General features: G+C 72.8%; 16 protein-coding genes and 2 pseudogenes. 8 read left to right on the top strand and 10 right to left on the bottom strand.

Features of this window, described 5'->3' with window-relative positions:
• The first annotated feature begins 118 nt into the window (after window positions 1-118).
• Window positions 119-766 (top strand): hypothetical protein, encoded by a 648-nt coding sequence (locus ACFWIS_RS01390; protein WP_380455297.1) that lies wholly within the window; start codon window positions 119-121, stop codon window positions 764-766.
• A 59-nt stretch (window positions 767-825) separates the two neighbouring features.
• Here ACFWIS_RS01390 and ACFWIS_RS01385 read toward each other — a convergent pair whose 3' ends face one another.
• On the bottom strand, window positions 826-1,131 hold the full coding sequence (locus tag ACFWIS_RS01385) for a putative quinol monooxygenase (protein WP_380455299.1): 306 nt from the start codon (window positions 1,129-1,131) through the stop codon (window positions 826-828).
• A gap of 60 nt (window positions 1,132-1,191) precedes the next feature.
• Between ACFWIS_RS01385 and ACFWIS_RS01380 the strand changes: the two are divergent.
• Window positions 1,192-1,366 (top strand): annotated as a pseudogene (locus ACFWIS_RS01380) (dipeptidase); the annotation flags it as partial.
• A 4-nt stretch (window positions 1,367-1,370) separates the two neighbouring features.
• Here the strand turns inward: ACFWIS_RS01380 and ACFWIS_RS01375 are convergent.
• Entirely contained in the window at window positions 1,371-1,817 is a 447-nt protein-coding gene (locus ACFWIS_RS01375) for a hypothetical protein (protein ID WP_380523444.1), read from the bottom strand.
• Between the two features lie 114 nt (window positions 1,818-1,931).
• Here ACFWIS_RS01375 and ACFWIS_RS01370 point away from each other — a divergent pair.
• The 3 genes and pseudogenes from ACFWIS_RS01370 to ACFWIS_RS01360 all read left to right on the top strand — a co-directional run.
• Window positions 1,932-2,108, top strand: a pseudogene (locus tag ACFWIS_RS01370) (NUDIX hydrolase); the annotation flags it as partial.
• 289 nt (window positions 2,109-2,397) lie between these two features.
• The gene (locus tag ACFWIS_RS01365; RefSeq protein WP_380455302.1) at window positions 2,398-5,232 is read left to right on the top strand and encodes a glycoside hydrolase family 3 C-terminal domain-containing protein; all 2,835 of its coding nucleotides are present in this window, start codon (window positions 2,398-2,400) and stop codon (window positions 5,230-5,232) included.
• 282 nt (window positions 5,233-5,514) lie between these two features.
• Complete coding sequence (locus ACFWIS_RS01360; protein WP_380455304.1) at window positions 5,515-6,393, top strand: LysR family transcriptional regulator; 879 nt, start codon at window positions 5,515-5,517, stop codon at window positions 6,391-6,393.
• A gap of 81 nt (window positions 6,394-6,474) precedes the next feature.
• On the opposite strand, the gene ACFWIS_RS01355 is transcribed toward ACFWIS_RS01360, so the two are convergent.
• Together ACFWIS_RS01355 and ACFWIS_RS01350 are read right to left on the bottom strand one after the other, a co-directional pair.
• The gene (locus ACFWIS_RS01355; RefSeq protein WP_380455306.1) at window positions 6,475-6,801 is read right to left on the bottom strand and encodes an antibiotic biosynthesis monooxygenase family protein; all 327 of its coding nucleotides are present in this window, start codon (window positions 6,799-6,801) and stop codon (window positions 6,475-6,477) included.
• A 97-nt stretch (window positions 6,802-6,898) separates the two neighbouring features.
• On the bottom strand, window positions 6,899-7,309 hold the full coding sequence (locus ACFWIS_RS01350) for a cupin domain-containing protein (protein WP_380455308.1): 411 nt from the start codon (window positions 7,307-7,309) through the stop codon (window positions 6,899-6,901).
• Window positions 7,310-7,371: 62 nt separating this feature from the next.
• Here ACFWIS_RS01350 and ACFWIS_RS01345 point away from each other — a divergent pair, with 62 nt between their 5' ends.
• Entirely contained in the window at window positions 7,372-7,848 is a 477-nt protein-coding gene (locus ACFWIS_RS01345) for a MarR family winged helix-turn-helix transcriptional regulator (RefSeq protein WP_380523442.1), read from the top strand.
• A gap of 15 nt (window positions 7,849-7,863) precedes the next feature.
• On the opposite strand, the gene ACFWIS_RS01340 is transcribed toward ACFWIS_RS01345, so the two are convergent.
• Complete coding sequence (locus ACFWIS_RS01340; RefSeq protein ID WP_380455312.1) at window positions 7,864-9,966, bottom strand: DHA2 family efflux MFS transporter permease subunit; 2,103 nt, start codon at window positions 9,964-9,966, stop codon at window positions 7,864-7,866.
• 286 nt (window positions 9,967-10,252) lie between these two features.
• On the opposite strand from ACFWIS_RS01340, the gene ACFWIS_RS01335 reads away from it, so the two are divergent.
• The gene (locus tag ACFWIS_RS01335) at window positions 10,253-11,350 is read left to right on the top strand and encodes a peptidoglycan-binding protein (protein ID WP_380455313.1); all 1,098 of its coding nucleotides are present in this window, start codon (window positions 10,253-10,255) and stop codon (window positions 11,348-11,350) included.
• Between the two features lie 97 nt (window positions 11,351-11,447).
• Here ACFWIS_RS01335 and ACFWIS_RS01330 read toward each other — a convergent pair whose 3' ends face one another.
• From ACFWIS_RS01330 to ACFWIS_RS01320, 3 genes are all read right to left on the bottom strand, one after another.
• Window positions 11,448-12,032, bottom strand: coding sequence for a TMEM165/GDT1 family protein (locus tag ACFWIS_RS01330; protein WP_380455315.1), 585 nt, complete (start codon window positions 12,030-12,032; stop codon window positions 11,448-11,450).
• Between the two features lie 255 nt (window positions 12,033-12,287).
• Window positions 12,288-13,907, bottom strand: coding sequence for a dolichyl-phosphate-mannose--protein mannosyltransferase (locus ACFWIS_RS01325; RefSeq protein WP_380455317.1), 1,620 nt, complete (start codon window positions 13,905-13,907; stop codon window positions 12,288-12,290).
• 230 nt (window positions 13,908-14,137) lie between these two features.
• The gene (locus tag ACFWIS_RS01320; protein ID WP_380523440.1) at window positions 14,138-15,430 is read right to left on the bottom strand and encodes an MFS transporter; all 1,293 of its coding nucleotides are present in this window, start codon (window positions 15,428-15,430) and stop codon (window positions 14,138-14,140) included.
• A 155-nt stretch (window positions 15,431-15,585) separates the two neighbouring features.
• Here ACFWIS_RS01320 and ACFWIS_RS01315 point away from each other — a divergent pair, with 155 nt between their 5' ends.
• Window positions 15,586-16,170, top strand: a complete 585-nt coding sequence (locus tag ACFWIS_RS01315) for a MarR family winged helix-turn-helix transcriptional regulator (protein ID WP_380455321.1) — start codon at window positions 15,586-15,588, stop codon at window positions 16,168-16,170.
• Window positions 16,171-16,279: 109 nt separating this feature from the next.
• On the opposite strand, the gene ACFWIS_RS01310 is transcribed toward ACFWIS_RS01315, so the two are convergent.
• Window positions 16,280-18,097: a glycosyl hydrolase family 18 protein gene (locus ACFWIS_RS01310; RefSeq protein WP_380455323.1), complete on the bottom strand. Its 1,818-nt coding sequence runs from the start codon at window positions 18,095-18,097 to the stop codon at window positions 16,280-16,282.
• A gap of 315 nt (window positions 18,098-18,412) precedes the next feature.
• A complete protein-coding gene (locus ACFWIS_RS01305) occupies window positions 18,413-18,928 on the bottom strand; it encodes an FxLYD domain-containing protein (RefSeq protein ID WP_380455324.1) in 516 nt (171 codons plus the stop codon).
• Window positions 18,929-19,077: the final 149 nt, after the last annotated feature.

The raw sequence follows: 19,077 nt of genomic DNA, 5'->3' as shown, positions 1-19,077 counted from the left end.
ACCCACCGCGCCACCCCCGCCTGGTCCGCGACTACGAAGCCCTGCCCGGGAACCCGCGAGATCGAACGCCCTCTAAGGTGAATGTTCGATCCGCGCGCCAGAACGGGAGCCCACCGAAGTGTCCGACGAACCCCTCGACAGCGATATCGACATCGACATCGACGAGGAGGACGAGGACGATCCCTGGATCGTCGCGAGCTGCCCCGTCTCCCCCGAACTGGCCGCGCAGATCGCCGGGATGACGGAACTCGACTGGACGGACGGCGACGCCGGCCGACAGGCGATGACCGACGCCGGCTGGCGCTCGACCGGCGACTACCTGGGCGACCTCAATGAGAAGGCCTACACGCCCGCAGGTCACTTCGCCTACGGCGACGAATGCCTCTTCGTGCCGTTCGCGTACGAGTACTACCTGCACCCCGATGGCGCGATGACCGAGGACTTCTGGGGCACCCTCCCCGGCTGGCAGAGCACCGTCGATCCGCCGGCCGGCACCTTCGAGGCCCAACTCGACGCAGTAGCAGCTCAGTTCACCACCCTACTGGGCCCGCCCGACCACGACACCACCCATGAGCGGCGACCGCACTCAAGCTACGTGTGGCGGTACCGCATCTGGCGCCGGGGGGACAACGCCCTGGTGGTGGCCCCTGGAATGGACCCCTTCTCGTACTCCCAGTTCGAGCACGCCTTCGTCCAGATCCGCCCCCTCCCGGCGGACGCCCCGCTGCCGCCCGCCGACGAGCTGCCCGACTTCTTCAACTGGTAACCGCCCTTGCACGGGAAGTCGGCCGGGCCGACTTCCCGTGCAGCGGCAACGCACACAAGTCAGATGAGGCCCTTGGCCGGGTCGCCGGCCGGGAAGGCGTCGAGGACGGCGACGTCGGCGGGCTCGGCGAGGGCGGCGGCGAGGACGGGGCCGAGGGCGGCGAGCGGGGCGCCGGCGCTGTGGGCGTCCAGGGCGGCCTGGTCGGCCCACTTCTCGACGACGGTGATGCGGTCGGGGCCGGCGTTCACGGCGTAGAGCTCGCAGCCGGGTTCGGCGTGGATGGCCGGGGCGTGCTGCTCGAAGGCGGCGAGGACTTCGTCGCGTCGGCCGGGCTTGGTCCTGAGCGTGGCGATGACGACGGGCATGTGGATCTCCAATGACGGTGGAATGGGCATGTTATCGACCCATCAAGGAGCCCTCATTGAGCCGGGGCCGCCGTCGACCTCACCCTCGTCGACGCCGACGGCCGTGAGCTGGGCCTCGGCACCAGGGCCGACGCCAGCCCGGAGGAGAGCGCCGGGGCACTGGTCGTACGGCGACCGCTACTGGGCGCTGGCCACCGGCGCGCCCGCCGCGCTCTACGGGCCCGACGGGCAGTAGCGACTCACCAGTCCAGGGCCGACCTGGCGAGGGCCCCGAGGCCGAGGGCGGCCGGGAGTTCGACGAGGAGGGCCATCGCCAGGGCGGTGTACCAGGCGCCGCCGCCGTCGGCGGTCATCACGTCGAACCAGGCGTCGAGCAGGAGCAGGGTGGCGGACGCGGCGGCGGCCAGGGCGGTCAGGCGGGAGCGCCGGACGAGCAGTCGGCCGGTGGCGAGCAGCCCGGCGACCTGGAGGACGTCCATGCCGACCCAGGCCGTGGACCAGTTCCGGACTTCGGCCTGTCCCCGGGTGACAGCTCCGAGGACCAGCAGCCAGCCGAAGAGCAGGACCGCGACGACGAGCAGCCCTGCGGCGAGGAGTCGGCGGGTGCGCTCCGCCGCCGGATGTTCCGTTCCCAAGTGGTCGAGCGCCGCGCGCAGCGGTCTACCGTCCCCCGTTGATGTTCTCATGATCCAAAATCTACCCACCGCCCCTGCGACACGCGGCGACCGGTGCCCCGACGGCCGGGCACGCGGGCGCGGACGACGCCCGGCACCGGACGAACACCAGTGGAGCACAGCGGCGTGACCCAGCCGAGCGCCGACCGGCGCCTCCCCGGCATCGCCGTGGCGATCGTCGTCCAGGACGGCCGGGTGCTGATGGTCCGCCGACGGGCCGCCGTGGGTGGGCTCTCCTGGCAGTTCCCGGCCGGGCGGGTCGAACCCGGCGAGTCGGCGGAGCAGGCCGCCGTCCGCGAGACCGCCTTCCCTGGGCCATCGAGGTCCGCACGGCCAACGCCGCCGCCCGGCACGAACGCTTCGGCGAGGGCCACCCGAAGACGTGGGCCGCGCACCGGTCCGTGTCGGCGCTGAGCCGACCCAGCGCCACCGCCGCAGGAACGGCTTCAACCGACCGATGTGCCCCGAACGCACCCGATACGCCCCGGCACGCCACCTGCCGTCCTGGGTCGAACCGTCGTAGATTTGACAGATCGTCAGTTCATCGGACCTACCTGACCAGCTACGACTCCGTCGATCGGTGGTGGTTGCCATGCGACGTCCCCCCCTGCGACCCCTGCGCACGCGGATCCTCCGTCTCGGCCTCGGCGCCTGCCTCCTGGCCGCCGTCACCACCGGCAACGCCGTCGCCGCCCCTCAGGAGCCGACGGACGGCGGGCAGGAGCAGCGCATCGAGCACCTGCTCTCCCAGCTCACCACCGACGAGAAGGTCACCCTCCTGCGCGGCCTGGACGCCCCGCCCGGCGTGCACTCCGTCGGCTACGTCGCGGGCGTGCCCCGGCTCGGCATCCCGCCTCTGCTGCTCTCCGACGGCCCGGCCGGGGTACGGGACGGCCGGCCGGCGACGGCCCTGCCCGCGCCGGTCGCGCTGGCCGCCGCCTTCGACCCCGCGCTCGCGACGACGTACGGCGACGTGCTGGGCCGGGAGGCGCGGGCGCGCGGCTACCAGGTGCTGTACGGGCCGATGGTGAACATCGTCCGGATCCCGCAGGGTGGCAGGGACTTCGAGACGCTGGGCGAGGACCCGTACCTCGCCGGGCAGCTCGCCGCCGCCGAGGTGCGCGGCATCCAGGCCCAGCACGTCGCCGCGCAGGTCAAGCACTACGCGGCCAACAACCAGGAGGACAACCGCCAGTCGTACAGCTCGGACGTGGACGAGCGCACGCTGGCCGAGATCGAGCTGCCCGCCTTCCGGGCGGCCGTCCGGGACGGCCGGGCCTGGTCGGCGATGTGCGGCTACAACCCGGTCAACGGCATCTGGGCGTGCGAGAACTTCCCGCTGCTGCGCGACGTGCTGAAGGGCCGCTGGGGCTTCGACGGGGTGGTCGGCTCCGACTACCCGGCGACCCATTCCTCCGTCAACGCCGCGGCGGGCGGCCTGGACCAGGAGTTCGGCGGTTCGACGTACTTCGCCGAGCTGCCCGCGGCGGCGGCCGACGGCCGGCTCGCCCCGGCCGTGCTGGACGACCAGGTCCGACGGGTGCTGCGGCTGATGGCGCGCACGGGGGCGCTCGACGGCGCCGCCGCGCCCGCCTCCGATCCGGCCGCCGGAGCGCGCGCCGCCCGGACGGCCGCTGCCGCCGGAACCGTGCTGCTGCGCAACGAGAACGCCGCCCTGCCGCTCGACGCCACCCGGATGAAGTCCGTCGCGGTGATCGGCCCCTGGGCGGACCACGCGTACACCGGCGGTGGCGGCTCCTCGCACGTCATCCCGTACCCCGAGCACACGGTCACGCCCCGGCAAGGCATCGCGGCCCGGGTCGGTGCGAGCACCGAGGTGCGCTACCACCCGGGCGACGACGCGACCGCAGCGGCCGCGGTGGCCGCAGGGGCGGACGCCGCGGTGGTGGTGGTCGGTGACCAGGAGACCGAGGGCGCCGACCGCGGCTCCCTCGACCTGGCCGCGGCCGACGACGCACTGATCCGGGCCGTCGCCGGGGCGAACCCGCGCACCGTGGTGGTGCTCGACACCGGCGGGCCGGTCACCATGCCGTGGCTGGACGCGGTGCCCGCCGTGGTCGAGGCCTGGTACCCGGGCGAGCAGAGCGGCGCCGCGCTCGCCGACGTGCTGTTCGGCGACACCGACCCGGCCGGGCGGTTGCCCGTCACCTTCCCGACCTCCTCGAACGCGACCCCCGTCCAGGACGCCGGCCAGTACCCGGGCACCGACGGCGCCTACCACTACACCGAGCGCCTCGGCACCGGCTACCGCTGGTACGACGCCAGCGGCACCGCCCCGCTGTTCCCCTTCGGCCACGGCCTCTCCTACACCACCTTCGACTACAGCGGCCTCACCGTGGCCGGCCCTGACCAGGCCGGCCGGGTGCGCGTCGGCTTCGACCTCGCCAACCGGGGCACCCGGACCGGCACCGAGGTGCCCCAGCTGTACCTGACCTTCCCGTCGGCGGCCGGCGAGCCGCCGCAACAGCTCAAGGCCTTCGACAAGGTCACGCTGGCGCCGGGCGGTTCGACCCACGTGGAACTGCGGCTGGACCGCTCCGCCTTCGCCGTCTGGGACGCGGGCGTCCACGGCTGGGCCGTGCCCGGCGGGCAGTACGACCTGACGGTCGGCTCCTCCTCCCGTGCACCCCGGCTGCGGGGCACGGTGAACGCGGCGGGCTCCCCCGCCGTCTCCACCTGGTCCGGGCGGATCACCGGCGCCGACGGCTCCTGCCTGGACGCGACGGACGCCGACTCGCCGGTACGGCTCACGAGTTGCGCGGCCACCGCGGCCCAGGACGCCACGGTGGGCTCGGGCGGCAGCATCGGCCTCCTCGACCGCTGCCTCACCCCCGACGGCCCGGCGGACGGCGCCGCCGTCCGGCTGCAGGACTGCACGGGCGCCACCGAGCAGGTCTGGCAGCAGCCTTCGGACGCCTCCATCCTGCACCCCGCCTCCGGCCGCTGCCTCGCGGCCGCCGACGGCCACCTGCTGCTGCGGAACTGCACGGGCGCCGCGGAACAGCACTGGGCCACCCCCCGCCCGAGCGGCCCGCTGACCGGCATCGCCGGACAGTGCGTGGACATCGCCCGGGCCTCGACCGTCAACGGCGCCGCCGTCCAGCTCTACCGCTGCAACTCCACCGGCGCCCAGGACTGGTCCGTCCAACAGGACGGCTCGCTACGAGCCTTCGGCAAGTGCCTGGACGTCACCAACGGCTGGACCGACGCCGGCACACCCGCCCAGCTCTACGACTGCAACGGCACCGGCGCCCAACACTGGCTGCCCCGCCCCGACGGCACCCTCCTCAACCCCGTCTCCAACCGCTGTCTGGACGCCCGCGACGGCAGCAGCGCCGACTGGACCAGGCTCCAGATCCAGGACTGCCAAGCAAGCGCCAACCAGCTCTGGAAACTGCCCAGTTGAACAATCCCGGCGATCACCTGAGTCCTCCAGGGGCCCGATGAGGGGTGGGGGAAGGCCGCCCACGCTACGCCTCCCCCCGGAATCCGTCCCACCGGTGATTCCGCGCGAACCGTTCGGAACACCCGAACGCAGCCGTACGCTGTCCCGCAACACCGGCAGCACCATCGCGAACACAACAACGCAGCACCTCGACACGAGCCGCACCGCGACCCGCCCGCGGGCCACCCGCGCCGGGCGGGCCATCCGACCACGCGCGGGCGTTCGGGGGAACCGGAGAAACCAGTGGAACTTCGTCAGTTGCGGGTCTTCGAAGCCGTGGTCACCCACCGCACCGTCCCCGCCGCCGCCGTGGCGCTCGGCGTCGCCCCCTCCTCGGTCGCCGAGCAGATCCGCGTCCTCGAACGCAGCCTGGCCATCGAGCTGTTCGACCGGGCCCCGCGCGGCATGACCCTCACCGCGGCCGGCGAACGGCTGCTGCCCTGGTGCCGCAGACTGCTCGACCAGGCCGAACAGGCCCGGCGGGAGGTGGCCGCCGACCGCGCCCGGCTGCGGCTCGGCGCGCTGGAGACCATAGCGGCGACCCACGTCCCGACCGTGCTGGCCCGGCTCGCCGAACGCCGCCCCGACCTCGACGTCTCCCTGCACACCGGCACCACCCGGGACGGCCTGCTCGGCGGCGTCGCGGCCGGGGCCCTGGAGGCCGCGCTCATCCTGGACACCGCCGGCCCGCTCGGCGAACTCGGCTTCTACCTGCCACCCGCCCCGCTCGACCACCTCGACCTCAAGGAGGTCCCGCTCGCCCTGGTCGCCTCCCCGACCCACCCGCTCGGCGGCACCACCACCCTCACCCGCGAGGACCTGCGCGGCCGGCGCCTCCTGGTGAACGCCCCCGCCTGCTCCTTCCGGCTCGCCGGCGAACGCCTGCTCGGCAACGACGTCGAACGCGTCCGCACCGGCGGCGTCGCCGTCACCCGCGCCTGCGCCGAACAGGGCCTCGGCGTCGCCCTGCTTCCCGACTTCGCCGTCCAGGACGCCCTGACCGCCGGCACCCTGGTCCGCCTCCCCCTCGCTCCCCCGCCCCTCCGCCTCCGCCTGGTCTGGCGAGCCGACCGCGAGAGCGTCCCCGGCCTGCGCGAGGTCCTCTGCGCCGCCGCGGCCTGAACTCCCGCAACCGGCACGGAAACGGCGAACGGCGCACCCCGGAACCCCGGAGCGCGCCGTTCGACAGGCCCTGCCCGACCGTCAGGCCTTCGGGCCGGCCGACTGGACGACCTCGAAGGACCACAGCGTGGAGCCCGAGGCGGCCGGCCGCTTCGGGGCCTCGCCGCCCTCGCCGCCGCCCTGGTGGGCGGACTTCATCGGGCCCTCCATCCAGGCCTTGAAGGACTCCTCGTCACGCCAGCGGGTGTAGACCAGGTACTGGTCGGTCCCCTCGACCGGGCGCAGCAGCTCGAACCACTCGAAGCCGTCCGAGCCCTCCACCGAACCGGCGCGGGAAGCGAAGCGCTTCTCCAGCACCTCGCGCTGCTCGGCTGGCACCGTCAGTACGTTGATCTTGACAACGGACATGCCGCTCCTCAGTGAACTGGTCCGCCGGGGCCCGTACGGCCGCCGGCTCGGTTGCTCCCTACGAGCAGCAGTCTGCTACACCTCACACGCCGCCGGTTCAGGCGATCCATGCCGGGAGGAGGCGTTCCGCGTCTCGCGGGGCGAGGGCGCAGGCGCCGTCGGGGGTGCGGGCGTCCGGGTTGTAGGCGTGGGACGGGGAGGGGGAGGCGACCAGGGCGGTGAAGCCTTCGGCGGTGGTGATGCGGCGGGGCGCGTCGGCGGGGAGGACGAGGGTGTCGCCGGCGCCGATGGTCAGGGTTTCACCGGACAGGGCCACGGTGGCCGAGCCGGCGAGCAGGGTCCAGATCTGCTCGGTGTCCATGGCGTGCAGCGGGCCCTGCCGGTCGGCGGGCATCTCGACCCGCCACTGGGCGAGGGCGGTCGCGCCCTGGGTGGGCGAGGCGAGGGTGGTCATGACGGCGTTCGGGGTCTCGGTGCGGCGGGCGTCGGCGGAGCGGATCACGGGCATGGCGAAGGAACCCCTTAAGATGGACAATGTCGTTGTCTATATGGTCAATGAGGTTGTCTATCGTGTCAAGTGACCCCGCCCCGCCCGGCTTCGAGCTCCCGCTGCGCCTGCTGCTCGCGTTCCGGACGATCATCGACGAGCTGCACGAACGCATCGCCCGCGAGGGCCACCCCGACCTGCGCCCGATGCACGGCTTCGTCTTCCAGGCGATCGGCCCCCACGGCACCACCGCCGTCGAACTCGGCCGCCGGCTCGGCGTCTCCAAGCAGGCCGCGGGCAAGACCGTCGAGAACCTGGAGCAGCTCGGCTACGTCGAGCGCGGCAGCGACCCGGCCGACGCCCGGCGCAAGGTGGTCCGGCTCACCGACCGGGGCGTGGACTGCCTGGTCCGCTCCGCCCGGATCTTCGACGAGCTGCGCGCCGAGTGGTCCGCCACCCTCGGCGAGGAGCAGCTGCGCCGGATCGAGGACGGGCTGCGGCAGCTCGCCCCCGGGGACCCGTTCCGGCTCGACACCCCGCGCTGGTTCGGCGGCCCGTGAACCCGTGAGGAGACCTCAGAACGACCGGCCCTCCCCCCGGTACGGCGGCTGGGGGCCGAGCGGCGGGTCGGGCCGGTCGCGCTGGTCGGCGCAGAGCGCGGAGCTGAGTCGGGTGAGCAGGGCGGCGAGGTCGTCGTACTCCTTCTCGTCCCAGTCCCCCAGCAGTTCGGCGAGCTGGGTGCGCCGGGCCTCGACCAGGCGCAGCGCCGCCTCCTCCCCCGGCTCGGTGAGCCGCAGCGGCAGCCCGCCGGAGCGGGCGGCGAGGCCGCGGCCCTCCACCTCCCGGACGGCCTCCTCGACGACCGAGACCGGGACGATCCGCCGCTCGGCCAGCTCGGCGGGCTCCACCGAGCCGTGGTGGTGCATCTGCAGCAGCAGCCAGCTGGAGGCGGGCAGCAGGTCGAGTCCGGCGGTGGCGGTGATCCGGCGGAAGAGGTCGCGCCGGGCCTCCCGGGTGCTCAGTACGGACAGCGCGCGGGCGATCTCGTCCAGGGAGGAGCGTTCGACCGGATTGATCCCGATGGACTCGCTCAGGTCGGGCGCGGTCACCGTGGAGCGCAGCTTCTGCTCGCGCAGGAACAGCGACAGCACGAAGGCGACCACCGCGACGGGCACCGCGTAGAGGAACACCCGGGTGATCGACTCGGCGTACGCGTGGTGGACGCCGGCCTGCGCGGCGGCGGGCAGCCGGGAGATCAGGCGGGGGTCGGCGGTGATCGCCTCCGCCCGGAAGCCCGGTGGCAGCGGCTGCCCGGCCAGGGCGTCGGCGAGCCGGGAGCGCAGGCCGCTGGCGAAGATCGTCCCGAAGATGGAGACGCCGAAGGAGGCGCCGATGGAACGGAAGAAGGTGGCGCCGGCGGTGGCCACCCCGAGGTCCTGGTAGCCGACCGAGTTCTGCACGATCAGCACCAGCACCTGCATCACCAGGCCCAGCCCGAGGCCGAAGACCAGGAAGTAGAGGCTCATCTCGGCCGTGCTGCTGTGCTCGTCCAGCCGGGAGAGCAGCAGCAGGCCGACCGTGGTGACGGCCGTCCCGGCGATCGGGAAGATCCGGTAGTGGCCGGTGCGGGCGACGACCTGGCCGGAGCCGATCGAGGTGAGCAGCATGCCGAGCACCATCGGCAGCATGTGGATGCCGGACATGGTGGGCGAGACCTGCTGGACCACCTGGAGGAAGGTCGGCAGGTAGGTGAGGGCGCCGAACATCGCGAACCCGACCACGAAGGAGATCACCGCGACCAGGCTGAAGGTCCGCGAGCGGAACAACCGCAGCGGCAGGACGGGCTCGGCGGCCGCCCGCTCCACCTGGACGAAGACCAGCAGCAGCGCCAGGCCGAGCACCCCCAGGCCGACGACCTGCCAGGAGCTCCAGGCCCAGGTGGTGCCGCCGAGCGAGGTCATCAGCACCAGGCAGGTGGCGACGGCGGCGATCAGCGCGGTGCCCAGGTAGTCGATCCGGTGCTCGCGCCGGACCTCCAGGCCGTGCAGCACCGCGGCGATCACCACCAGGGCGACGACGCCGATCGGCAGGTTGACGTAGAAGACCCAGCGCCAGCTGAGGTGGTCGACGAACAGGCCGCCGAGCAGCGGTCCGAGGACGCTGGTGACGCCGAAGACGGCACCGAAGACGCCCTGGTACTTGCCGCGGTCCCGAGGGGCGACGAGGTCCCCGACGATCGCCTGGGAGAGCACCATCAACCCGCCGCCGCCGAGCCCCTGGAGCGCCCGAAAGGCGATCAACTCCCCCATGTTCTGGGCGAGTCCGCAGAGCACCGAGCCGATCAGGAAGATCACGATGGAGGCCTGGAAGAACCGCTTCCGGCCGTACATGTCGCCGAGCTTGCCCCAGAGCGGGGTGGCGGCGGTGGAGGCCAGCAGGTAGGCGGTGACCACCCAGGACAGGTGGTCCAGGCCGCCGAGGTCGCTGACGATGGTGGGCAGCGCGGTGGAGACGATGGTCTGGTCGAGGGCGGCGAGCAGCATCGCCAGCAGCAGGGCGCCGATGGGCACCCACAGGTTGGGGGCGGTGACCTCCGGCGGGCCGGGCTCGGCCGCCGGGCTCCGGTCGGACGCGGCACGGGGGTACCCGCGGCCGGAGGTCGGGGGAGGGTCCGTCATGGCGTCTCCGTAGGGTCGCGGGGTGGCGGGGCCGGACCACCGGACGCCCGGTGGATGATCACTCCCGGTTCCCCATGCTGGCAGATTCGTCCCGTTTTGCGCCGCCCGGTTGAGCCGAACGTAAGCGCCCGGGCCATCCCACGCGCCCCGGCGGTTTCCCCCGGGGCCAACCACCACCAACCGGCACAACACCCCCGCCGGGGGCCGGACGCCCCTGTCCACCCTCCGGGACGTCCTGCATAATCAGGCGCGATCGCGAGACCCGAGAACCGAGGAGGACCGGCCGATGCCGGACCAGCACTGCCCGACGTGCGGCACCGCCCGCTCCACCGGGTGCGGCTGCCTCCCGGACCGGAGCCTCGACGAGACCGCCGTCCTCCCGCACCTGGAGGGCCCGCCGCTGGTCCGCCCGTACGTGCCGCAGGCGCCGGACCAGGTCGCGGACGAGCCGCCGCTGACCACCGACCCGTTCGCGACCACTGTCCTGCCGCCGGTCCAGCCGGGTCAGTCGGGTCAGCCGGGTCTCCAGGGCAGAGCGGGCACGCCCCCGCTCGGGCCGGACGCGGACGCCTACGCGACGACCGTGCTGCCGCCCGTCCCGGGCCCCGCGCCGGACGCGTACGCGACCAGCGTCCTGCCGCCGGTCCAGCCGGTCCAGCCGGTCCAGCCGGGGCCGCCTGCCCCGCCCGGCGGCGGGGACGACCTCGGCTACTTCCCCTTCGACAACGGCGCACCCGAACCCGGCGCCGCCCCCGGCGGACGGGCCGCGCGCCGGGCAGCCGAGCAGGCCGAGCGCAGCCCGTTCGCCGGGCGCAAGGGACTGATCGCGGGCATCGGCGCCGGACTGCTGGCGCTCACCGTGGGCCTCGCGTACGCCGTGACGCCCTCCTCCGAGCCGACCCGCCGGGCCGCACCGGCTCCCAGCACCTCGCTCGCCCCCGCCCCGGTGGACCCGCCGACCCTGGCCGCCCCGCCCACCGACTCCGCGGCACCGACCACCGAGGCGCCGAGCCCGACCCCCACGCCCACCCGCAAGCCGAGCCCGACCAGGACGCCGACCCCGACGCCCACCCCCACCCCCACGCCGACCCCGACCCCCACCCCGACGCCCACACCGACCCCGACGCCCACCCCCACACCGACGGCCACGCAGACCCCGCGGGTGCTCCAGATGGGCATGAGCGGACCGGACGTCAAGGCGATGCAGCAGCTGCTCTACCAGGCCGAATGCGGCTACGTCGACAAGTCGATCATCACCGGCACCTTCGACTGGTGGACCCAGTCGGCGCTGAAGGACTACCAGGGCCAGAACCGCATCAAGGGCGAGAACGGCGTCTACGGTCCCAAGACCCAGGCCGTCCTCACCGCCGACCCGGGCTGCTGACCCCGGCCGTCCTCACCACCGCCGGGCCGCTGGCCCCCGCCGCCGGGAACATCGCCCCCCGCCGTCGGCCCGCGCCGACCGGCGTGGGCGGTCACCGTCAGCCGGTGATCGCCCCGAAGATGCTGACCCCGGCCAGCACCACCATGATCGCCGCCGCCACCCGGATGATCAGCTTCATCGGCACGTACTTGAGCAGCTTCTGCCCGCCCACGATGGCGATCCCGCCGACCGCGCACAGCGCCAGCCAGGAGCCGAGGCCGACCGCCAGCGGATCGGCGTACTTGGCGGCCAGGTTGGCGGTCATGATCTGGGTCAGGTCGCCGAACTCGGCGACCGCGACGACCAGGAAGCTGGTCCCGGCCACCTTCCAGAAGCGGTTCGAGGACGGCTCCTTGGCGGCGTGCTCGTCCTCGTCCTCCCCGCCGTGGAACAGCAGCATCGCCGCGCCGACCAGGAACAGCACACCGGTGATGCCCTCCACCCACCGGTGCGGCAGCAGCGAGAGCAGGTGCCCGGCGACCAGTGCCAGCACCACCTGGACCAGCATCGCGGCGGCGACACCCGCGAAGACGTAGCTCGCCCGGTACTTGGTGCCGAGCACCAGGCTGGCCAGCGCGGTCTTGTCGGGCAGTTCGGCCAGGAAGATGATGCCGAACGTCAACGCGGCAACGGTCAAACTCATCGGAGGAATCCCTCGGTCGGGCTGCCCGGCCTCGGCGGGTCCGTCAGGGGACGCTTCGGCCCGACAGCACTGGAAACGGTCACAGCACTGCGGCCGAAGGTCTCGCCGGCAGCCGCCAACCGCGCGGTGCCCCGGGCGCCGGGCCTGTGAGGGCCAGTATGTCGACGGTCCGGTGGAGGGCTACTCCCCTTCAACGCGCCCCAGCCTACCCGACGCCGTCGAACACCCGACCGCGACCGCCGAGCACCGCGGGCGTCAGATCCAGCTGGTGAACCACATCCGGTCCTGCCAGGACGACATCGGGATCACCTCGCCCGTGTACAGCGGGTAGAAGAAGGCGAAGCAGCCGACGATCGCGAGCACGATCAGCCCGGCCGCCGCCGCGCCGTACCGGCGGCGCCGGGGGCTGCAGCCCACCGGGCCGAGGATCGCGCCGAGCATCTGGGCGACGGCCAGGCACAGGAACGGCACCAGCACGACCATGTAGAAGGAGAAGATCGTCCGCTCCTGGTACTGGAACCAGGGCAGGTAGATCCCGGCGACCGCGCACAGCACGGCGCCCGAGCGCCAGTCCCGGCGGAAGAACCAGCGCCACAGCAGGTAGACCAGCGCGAGGCAGGCCGCCCACCAGAGGAACGGGGTGCCCAGACCGAGGATCTGGGCCGCGCAGCCGCCGGAGGAGGTGCAGCCGCGGGTCCCGCCCTGGGCCGGTTCCCAGTACATCGAGACCGGGCGGCCGTCGACCAGCCAGGAGAAGGGGTTGGACTGGTAGGTGTGCGGGGTGCTCAGGCCGGTGTTGAAGTCGTACATCTGCGAGTGGTAGTGCCACAGACTGCGCAGCGGCCCGGGCACCCAGCTCATCGAGACCTGCGGCAGCGGGATGCCGAAGGCGTGGTCCGGGGAGAGCCCGGCGCGGCCGTCGGCCCAGTGCCGGTCGTAGCCGCCCTCGCCGTTCGCGCCACTGGCCAGCCAGCCGCTCCAGGCGCCGACGTACACCACCACGGCGGAGCCGACCATGGCGAGGAAGGCGGGTACGGCGTCCCGGCGCAGCATGGAGCGCCAGGGGTGGCGGGCGCCGGCGCCGCGGCGGCCGGACTGGTCCCAGAGCACGGTCAGCAGGCCGAAGGCGGCCAGGATCGGGGCGCCGTTCCACTTGACCGCGCAGGCCGCGCCGATGAGCACCCCGGCGGCGATCCGCCAGGGGCGCAGGCCGAGCCGGACGGTGTCGCCGTCGGTGGCCGCCGCCAGCCGGGCGCGGGCGTGGTCGCGGTCGACCAGCAGGGCGCCGAAGGAGGCGAGTACGAAGAACATCTGGATGCCGTCGAGCAGCCCGACCCGGCTCATCACCAGCTGGAGGCCGTCGACGGACATCAGCAGGGCGGCGGTGCAGCCGATCAGGGTGGAGCCGAAGAGCCGGCGGCCGATCCGGGCCAGCATCAGCACCGCGAGGGTACCGAGCAGGGCGGTCATGAACCGCCAGCCGAAGGGATGCAGCCCGAACAGCTGTTCGCCGATCGCCATCACCCATTTGCCGAGCGGCGGGTGGGCGATGAACTCGGGCGCGGAGGTGAGCGGGACGGACTGCGGGGCGGCCAGGATGTCGGCGTTGGCATGGTCGGGCCAGGTGCCCTCGTAGCCCTGCTGGAGCAGGGACCAGGCGTCCTTGGGGTAGTACGTCTCGTCGAAGACGAAGGCGTTGGGGTAGCCGAGGTTCCAGAACCGCAGCAGGCCCGCGAAGACCGCGACGCCGATCGGGCCGAGCCAGCCGGAGTGGTCGGCCGCCCAGCGGAGCGGACCTCCGCGCGGGGCCGGTGCCGGATCCGGGTCGGCGGTGGCCCGGGCCGCCGGGGGGTGCGTGAGCGCCGCTTGCGTCATAGCCTCGCCGATTCGCCTGTCTGCGGGGCCCGCGACTGCCGCGCCGGACCCGGGTCTGCTGCCCTGGCCGGGGCCGGGCGGTCAACAGCCACTGACACTATGTGGCGGTGCCCGGGAAGCCAAGCGCGACCGGCGCCGACCAGGTGACCTGGCCGGCGCCCGCCTCGAACACCCTTGCGCGGCCGGGGCGCACGCCCTCGCGCGGCTGCGGCGCGCGGGCCCGTGGCCCGTCAGGCGGCCGTCTGCAGCTCCCGGACCGGGGCCGGGGTGCGGACCACGGCCGGAGCCGCGTTGTCCTGCTCGGCCGTGAGGTACGGGCGCAGCCGCAGCGCCAGCAGGACGATCAGCAGCGTCGAGCCCGCCATGGCCGCGAGGTAGAGCGGCCAGGTGCCGGAGCCGACCAGCAGCACGCCGACGGCCGGGCCGACCGCGATCGCGATCTGCTTCACCAGGGCGTACCCGGAGTTGTAGGTGCCGAGCAGCCGGGCCGGGGCGAGGTCCGCGACCATCGGGCCCATGGTGGGCGCGAGCAGCGACTCCCCGACACCGAACAGGGCGTAGATCGAGACGATGGCGACCGTGGCGGCCATGGTCTCGGTCCGGATCAGGCCGGCCACCAGGGCCATCGCCCAGGCGCCGAGCCAGACCACGCCGGCCGCGGCCATCGCGGTGGTGCGGCGGCGGCGCGCGGTGATCCGCACCATGAACATCTGCAGCACCACGATGGTCACCGCGTTGGCGCCGATCGCGAGGCCCAGGGTGGACGGCGCGGTGCCGACGGTGTCGGTGGCGAAGGCCGCGACGCCGGACTCGAACTGGCCGTAGCAGGTGAAGAAGATCAGCCCGGCGAGGATGCTGAGCCGCACCATCGCCTTGTCGGCGAGCAGGGCGCGCAGGCCCGTCGGGCCGTCGCCCTGCCGCTGGACGACGCTCAGCTGGGCCTTGGGCATCCGTGCGGTGCCGGTGACCAGGGCCAGGCCGAGGAAGGTGATCGCCTCGATGGTGAACAGCCGGGTGAGGCTGGCCGGGTCGGCGACGTTCACGATCTGCCCGCCGACCAGCGCGCCGATGCCCATGCCCAGGTTGACCAGGGTGAACTGCAGCGCGAAGGCGTGCGAGCGGGTCGCCGCCGTGGAGCAGCGGACGATCATCGTGGCGAGCGCCGGCTGGCAGGTGGTGACACCGGCGCCGAACAGGAACGAGGAGACCAGCAGGGCCGGGGTGCCGGTGGCGTGGCCGAAGGCGAACGCGCCGGTGGAGGCCAGTGCCGCACCCACCAGCAGCACCGGACGGGGACCGTGGCGGTCGATGCCGCGCCCGGTGAACGGGAGCACGGCCAGCGCCGCCAGCGCGAAGACGGTGAACACCATCCCGGCCGCCAGCGAACCCAGCCCGCGCACCTGGTCCACGTACACGAACATGTACGGCATCGTGAACCCGCTGCCGAACGCACTGAGCGCGTTGCCGATCTGGACGCGGCGCAGCGGGCCGCCCGCCCCGCGCTGCTGCCTCTGCTGCTTCACCGTGCCGGTCACCGTGCACATCCCTTCTCTGTTTCGACTGGAACTCTTAAGCCCGGAAGATTTCAGACCTAAACTGTGACGAGATAAAGTCTTAGCACCGGAAGACTGCGGAGTCAAAGGCTTAAGGAGTGCACGCCCGTGCGACACTGGTCCGCATGACTACGGACAAGCCGTCGCCGGCTGCCGACAAACCGCCGCGGAGCACTCCCCTGGAGCTCGGCATCGCCGAGCAAGTTGCCCTCTACCAGCGGGAGTTCCCCACCGTCGACCCTCAGGTCGAGACGATCGTGCAGACCCTCAACCGGGTCTCCCGGCGGATGGGCGTCGCGTACGACCGGCAGCTGACTGTGCTCGGAATCACCTCCGCCGAGTGGGAGGTGCTCAAGGCGCTGGTGGTGAGCGGCAGCCCGTACCAGCTGGGGCCGGGCGAGCTGGCCAAGCGGCTGGGGCTCACCCCGGCCGCGATGACCCACCGGATCGACCGGATGGTGGCCGAGGACCTGGTCACCCGGGAGCGGGACGAGTCCAACCGGGTGCGGGTGATCATCGAGCTGACCGAGAACGGCCGCGACAAGTGGCTGGAGTCGATGCGGATGGCGGCGGTGTTCGAGGAGGAGCTGCTCCAGGACATCGCGGGCGAGGAGCGCACCGCGCTCTCCGCCCTGCTGGCCCGGATGCTGCGGCGGATCGAGGAGAGCCAGCCGGACGCGCTCGGGCGCACGGCCGACCTGGCCCCGTGACGCCGGTCCGGCGGAGACACGTGAGTCCGGCCCGCCGGGGGGGTGCTCCCCCGGCGGGCCGGACTCGTTCCAGGTCAGGTACCGCTCAGCCGCTCAGCCGCTCAGCCGCTCAGCAGGGGCCGTTGTCGGTCCAGACGCCCCACTGGCCGCTCTGGCTCGGGTCGTCGCCCTTGGTCCACCACTTGTTGGTGTAGTAGTGGCCCTTCCAGGAGACCTTGGTGCCGCCGGCCGCGTAGGTGGCGTTCGGGTCCCAGCTCGGGGCGGCCGGGCAGGTCGCCGGCGAGGACGGGGTGCCGGTCGGGGTACCGGTGGGCGTGCCGGTCGGGGTCCCGGTCGGCGTGCCCGTGGGGGTACCGGTCGGAGTCTGGGTCGGGGTCGGGGTGCCGGTCGGCGGGGCCGGGCAGCCGGCCGCGGAGCCGTTGGTGGCGTTCACCATCGTGTCGAACAGGGTGGTGTTGGTACCCAGGTCGTACAGCGAGAAGGCGAAGGAGCCGCCGAGGCCGTTGCAGTGCGCGTAGTCGAGCTTGGCCTGGACGGACTTGGCGTTCTCACCGCTCCAGAAGGTGTTGCCGTCGTAGAAGTAGGCGGCCTTGGCGTCGTCGTCCCAGTAGGTCTTGGACGGGTTGTCGACGAAGCCGGCCAGCTCCTTGTACATCTGGATGCCCGGGACGTTGCCGGACATCGCGGCGCCGGCCGCCGGGGCGGTGGCGGGCTGGAAGAGGCCGTTCTTGCCGTTGTTCTGGACGCCGGTCCAGCCGCGGTAGTAGAACGGCACGCCCATGTTGATCTTGTTGGCCGGGAAGCCGCCGGGGATGCCGTACTGGGCGTCGCCGGCCGTCCAGGCCTTGATGGCGTTGTCGATCGAGTACTTGCCGTTGCCCGGCTTGGCCGGGGTCGACGGATCGTTCGGGCCGGAGTACAGCGGGGCCTGGTGGTTGGTCGGCCCCTGGGGGTCCCAGCCGCCGTGCATGTCGTAGGTCATGACGTCGAGGAAGGTCAGGTACTGACCGATCTTGTCGGTCTCGACGTTCATGATCTTGTCCTGGCCGGCGCCGACCGCCGCCGACAGGGCGTAGGACTTGCTGTCGGCCTTGCCCTGGGCGTCCAGCTGGTTGCGGAACTCCTGCAGCAGCAGGGTGAAGTTCTGCTTGTCGGCCGGGCTGGAGATGTTGCCGGTGTGGCCGCCGCCGCCCGGGTACTCCCAGTCGATGTCGATGCCGTCGAAGATGCCCTTGCCCGTACCCGGACCGCCGTAGCCGGCGTCGGACGGGAGGTTGCCCTTGATGAACATGTCGATGCAGGACGAGACCAGGTGCTTGCGCGAGGCGTCCGTGGCGGCCGCCGACGAGAAGTACTTGGAGTAGGTCCAACCGCCGATCGAGAGCAGGATCTTGAGGTTGGGGTTCTTCGCCTTCAGCTTCTTGAGCTGGTTGAAGTTGCCCGCGATCGGCTGGTTCCAGACGTCGCCGACGCCGTCCACCGAGATGTCCGCGCCGAAGCTCTTCTGGTAGTCCGCGAAGGCGTCGGCCGCGCCGTCACCGGCATTGGGGTTGTTGTCGTTGGTGTCGGCGGCCTTGGTCGCCTCGAAACAGCCCAGGTCGGTCGGGGAGATGTTGGCGAAGTCGTAGATCAGGTAGTCCAGCTTCCCGGCCACGCCGGTGTCCTGGATCGTCTTCGGGTAGTACGCGTTGGCGTAGACCGACCACTGGTCGTAGTAGGCGACCTTGATGCCGCCGCTGGTGGCGGGCGCGCCGGTGGAGTTGGTGGTCGCGGCGTTGGCCGCGCCGCCGCCGGTCAGCGCGAGGCCCGCGCCGAGCAGCAGGGAGGCGGTGGTGCCGGCCGCGATGGCGGCCAGGCTCTTCGGGCGGCGCCGGCGGGGCCCGTCCGGAGCCGGGGTCCCGGCCCTTTCAATGCGTGAGCGCAGCATGGGTGCGTGACTCCTGGGTGTGGGGGGGTTCCGTCGCCCGGTGGGGTGGCACATCCGGGGTGGGGCCGGACGACCGGGACATGACAGACAAGGGGTGGGAATCGAGCGGGCAGGCCTTGGACGGACACCGGGATGTGCCGAACCGGCGCCCCCGGCACGAGGCCGGTGACGCCGGTTCAGGGGCTCCCTGCACCTGGGCAATAAAAATGGACTAGACCAACTCCCCCGTCAAGGGGTGCTGTTGGCCCTTGAGACCCGCTTAAGGTTCCGCCCCGCGCCGACCGCGGCCGCACACCGGGCCTGAGCTGCGGCAGTTCAGTAGCGGACGGCGTTGGCCACCTCGGCCTTGACCGTGCCGGAGAGGTCCCGGTTGGCGTGCGCGGTCGCCTGGGCGCTCCCGCCCGCGGCCACGTCGTCGACCGTCACCGCGGTCGCGTCCAGCAGCTTGCCGCTCCCGTCGGTGAAGTTCACCTGGATCACGTACCGGTACGACTGCTGCCCGTGGTTGGTGACGGTCAGCTGCACCTGCGGCTTGCCGTCCGAGCCGGTCGACACCGACCCGACCGAGACGTCCCCCTTGGCATCCAGGCCGCCCTTGATCCCGGCGACCGCCGAGGAGGCCGCGGAGATCGCCGACGAGGCCTCCGCCTCCGCCGAGGAGATCGCCCCGCCCACCCCGCCGGCCGCCGAGGCCAGTGCCGAGGCGGCGGAGGCCGCGGCGCTCGCCAGCTTCTGCGCCTCCCCGGCCGCCGAGGAGGCCGAGCTGCTCACACTCTTGCCGGAGGAGCAGCCGGCCAGCACCGCCGAACCCAGCACGGCGGCGGCCAACACCCCTGCGGCGAACCTGTGTTGACGTTTCACCGGTACGGCCGGGCGCGGCCCGGAGACGGCTCGGACGGGTGGCCGACGGTCCGTGCGGTCCATGGAATCCTCGTTCCTTCCCGGCGCCGGGCTGCCCGGCACACTCCCCGCCCACCCTC

The sequence above is a fragment of the Kitasatospora sp. NPDC127060 genome (genome assembly GCF_042724935.1).
In the GTDB taxonomy this organism is placed as follows: Bacteria; Actinomycetota; Actinomycetes; order Streptomycetales; family Streptomycetaceae; genus Kitasatospora.
Note: the sequence above shows the minus strand (reverse complement) of the source record. Positions and strands in the feature narration are given on the sequence as shown.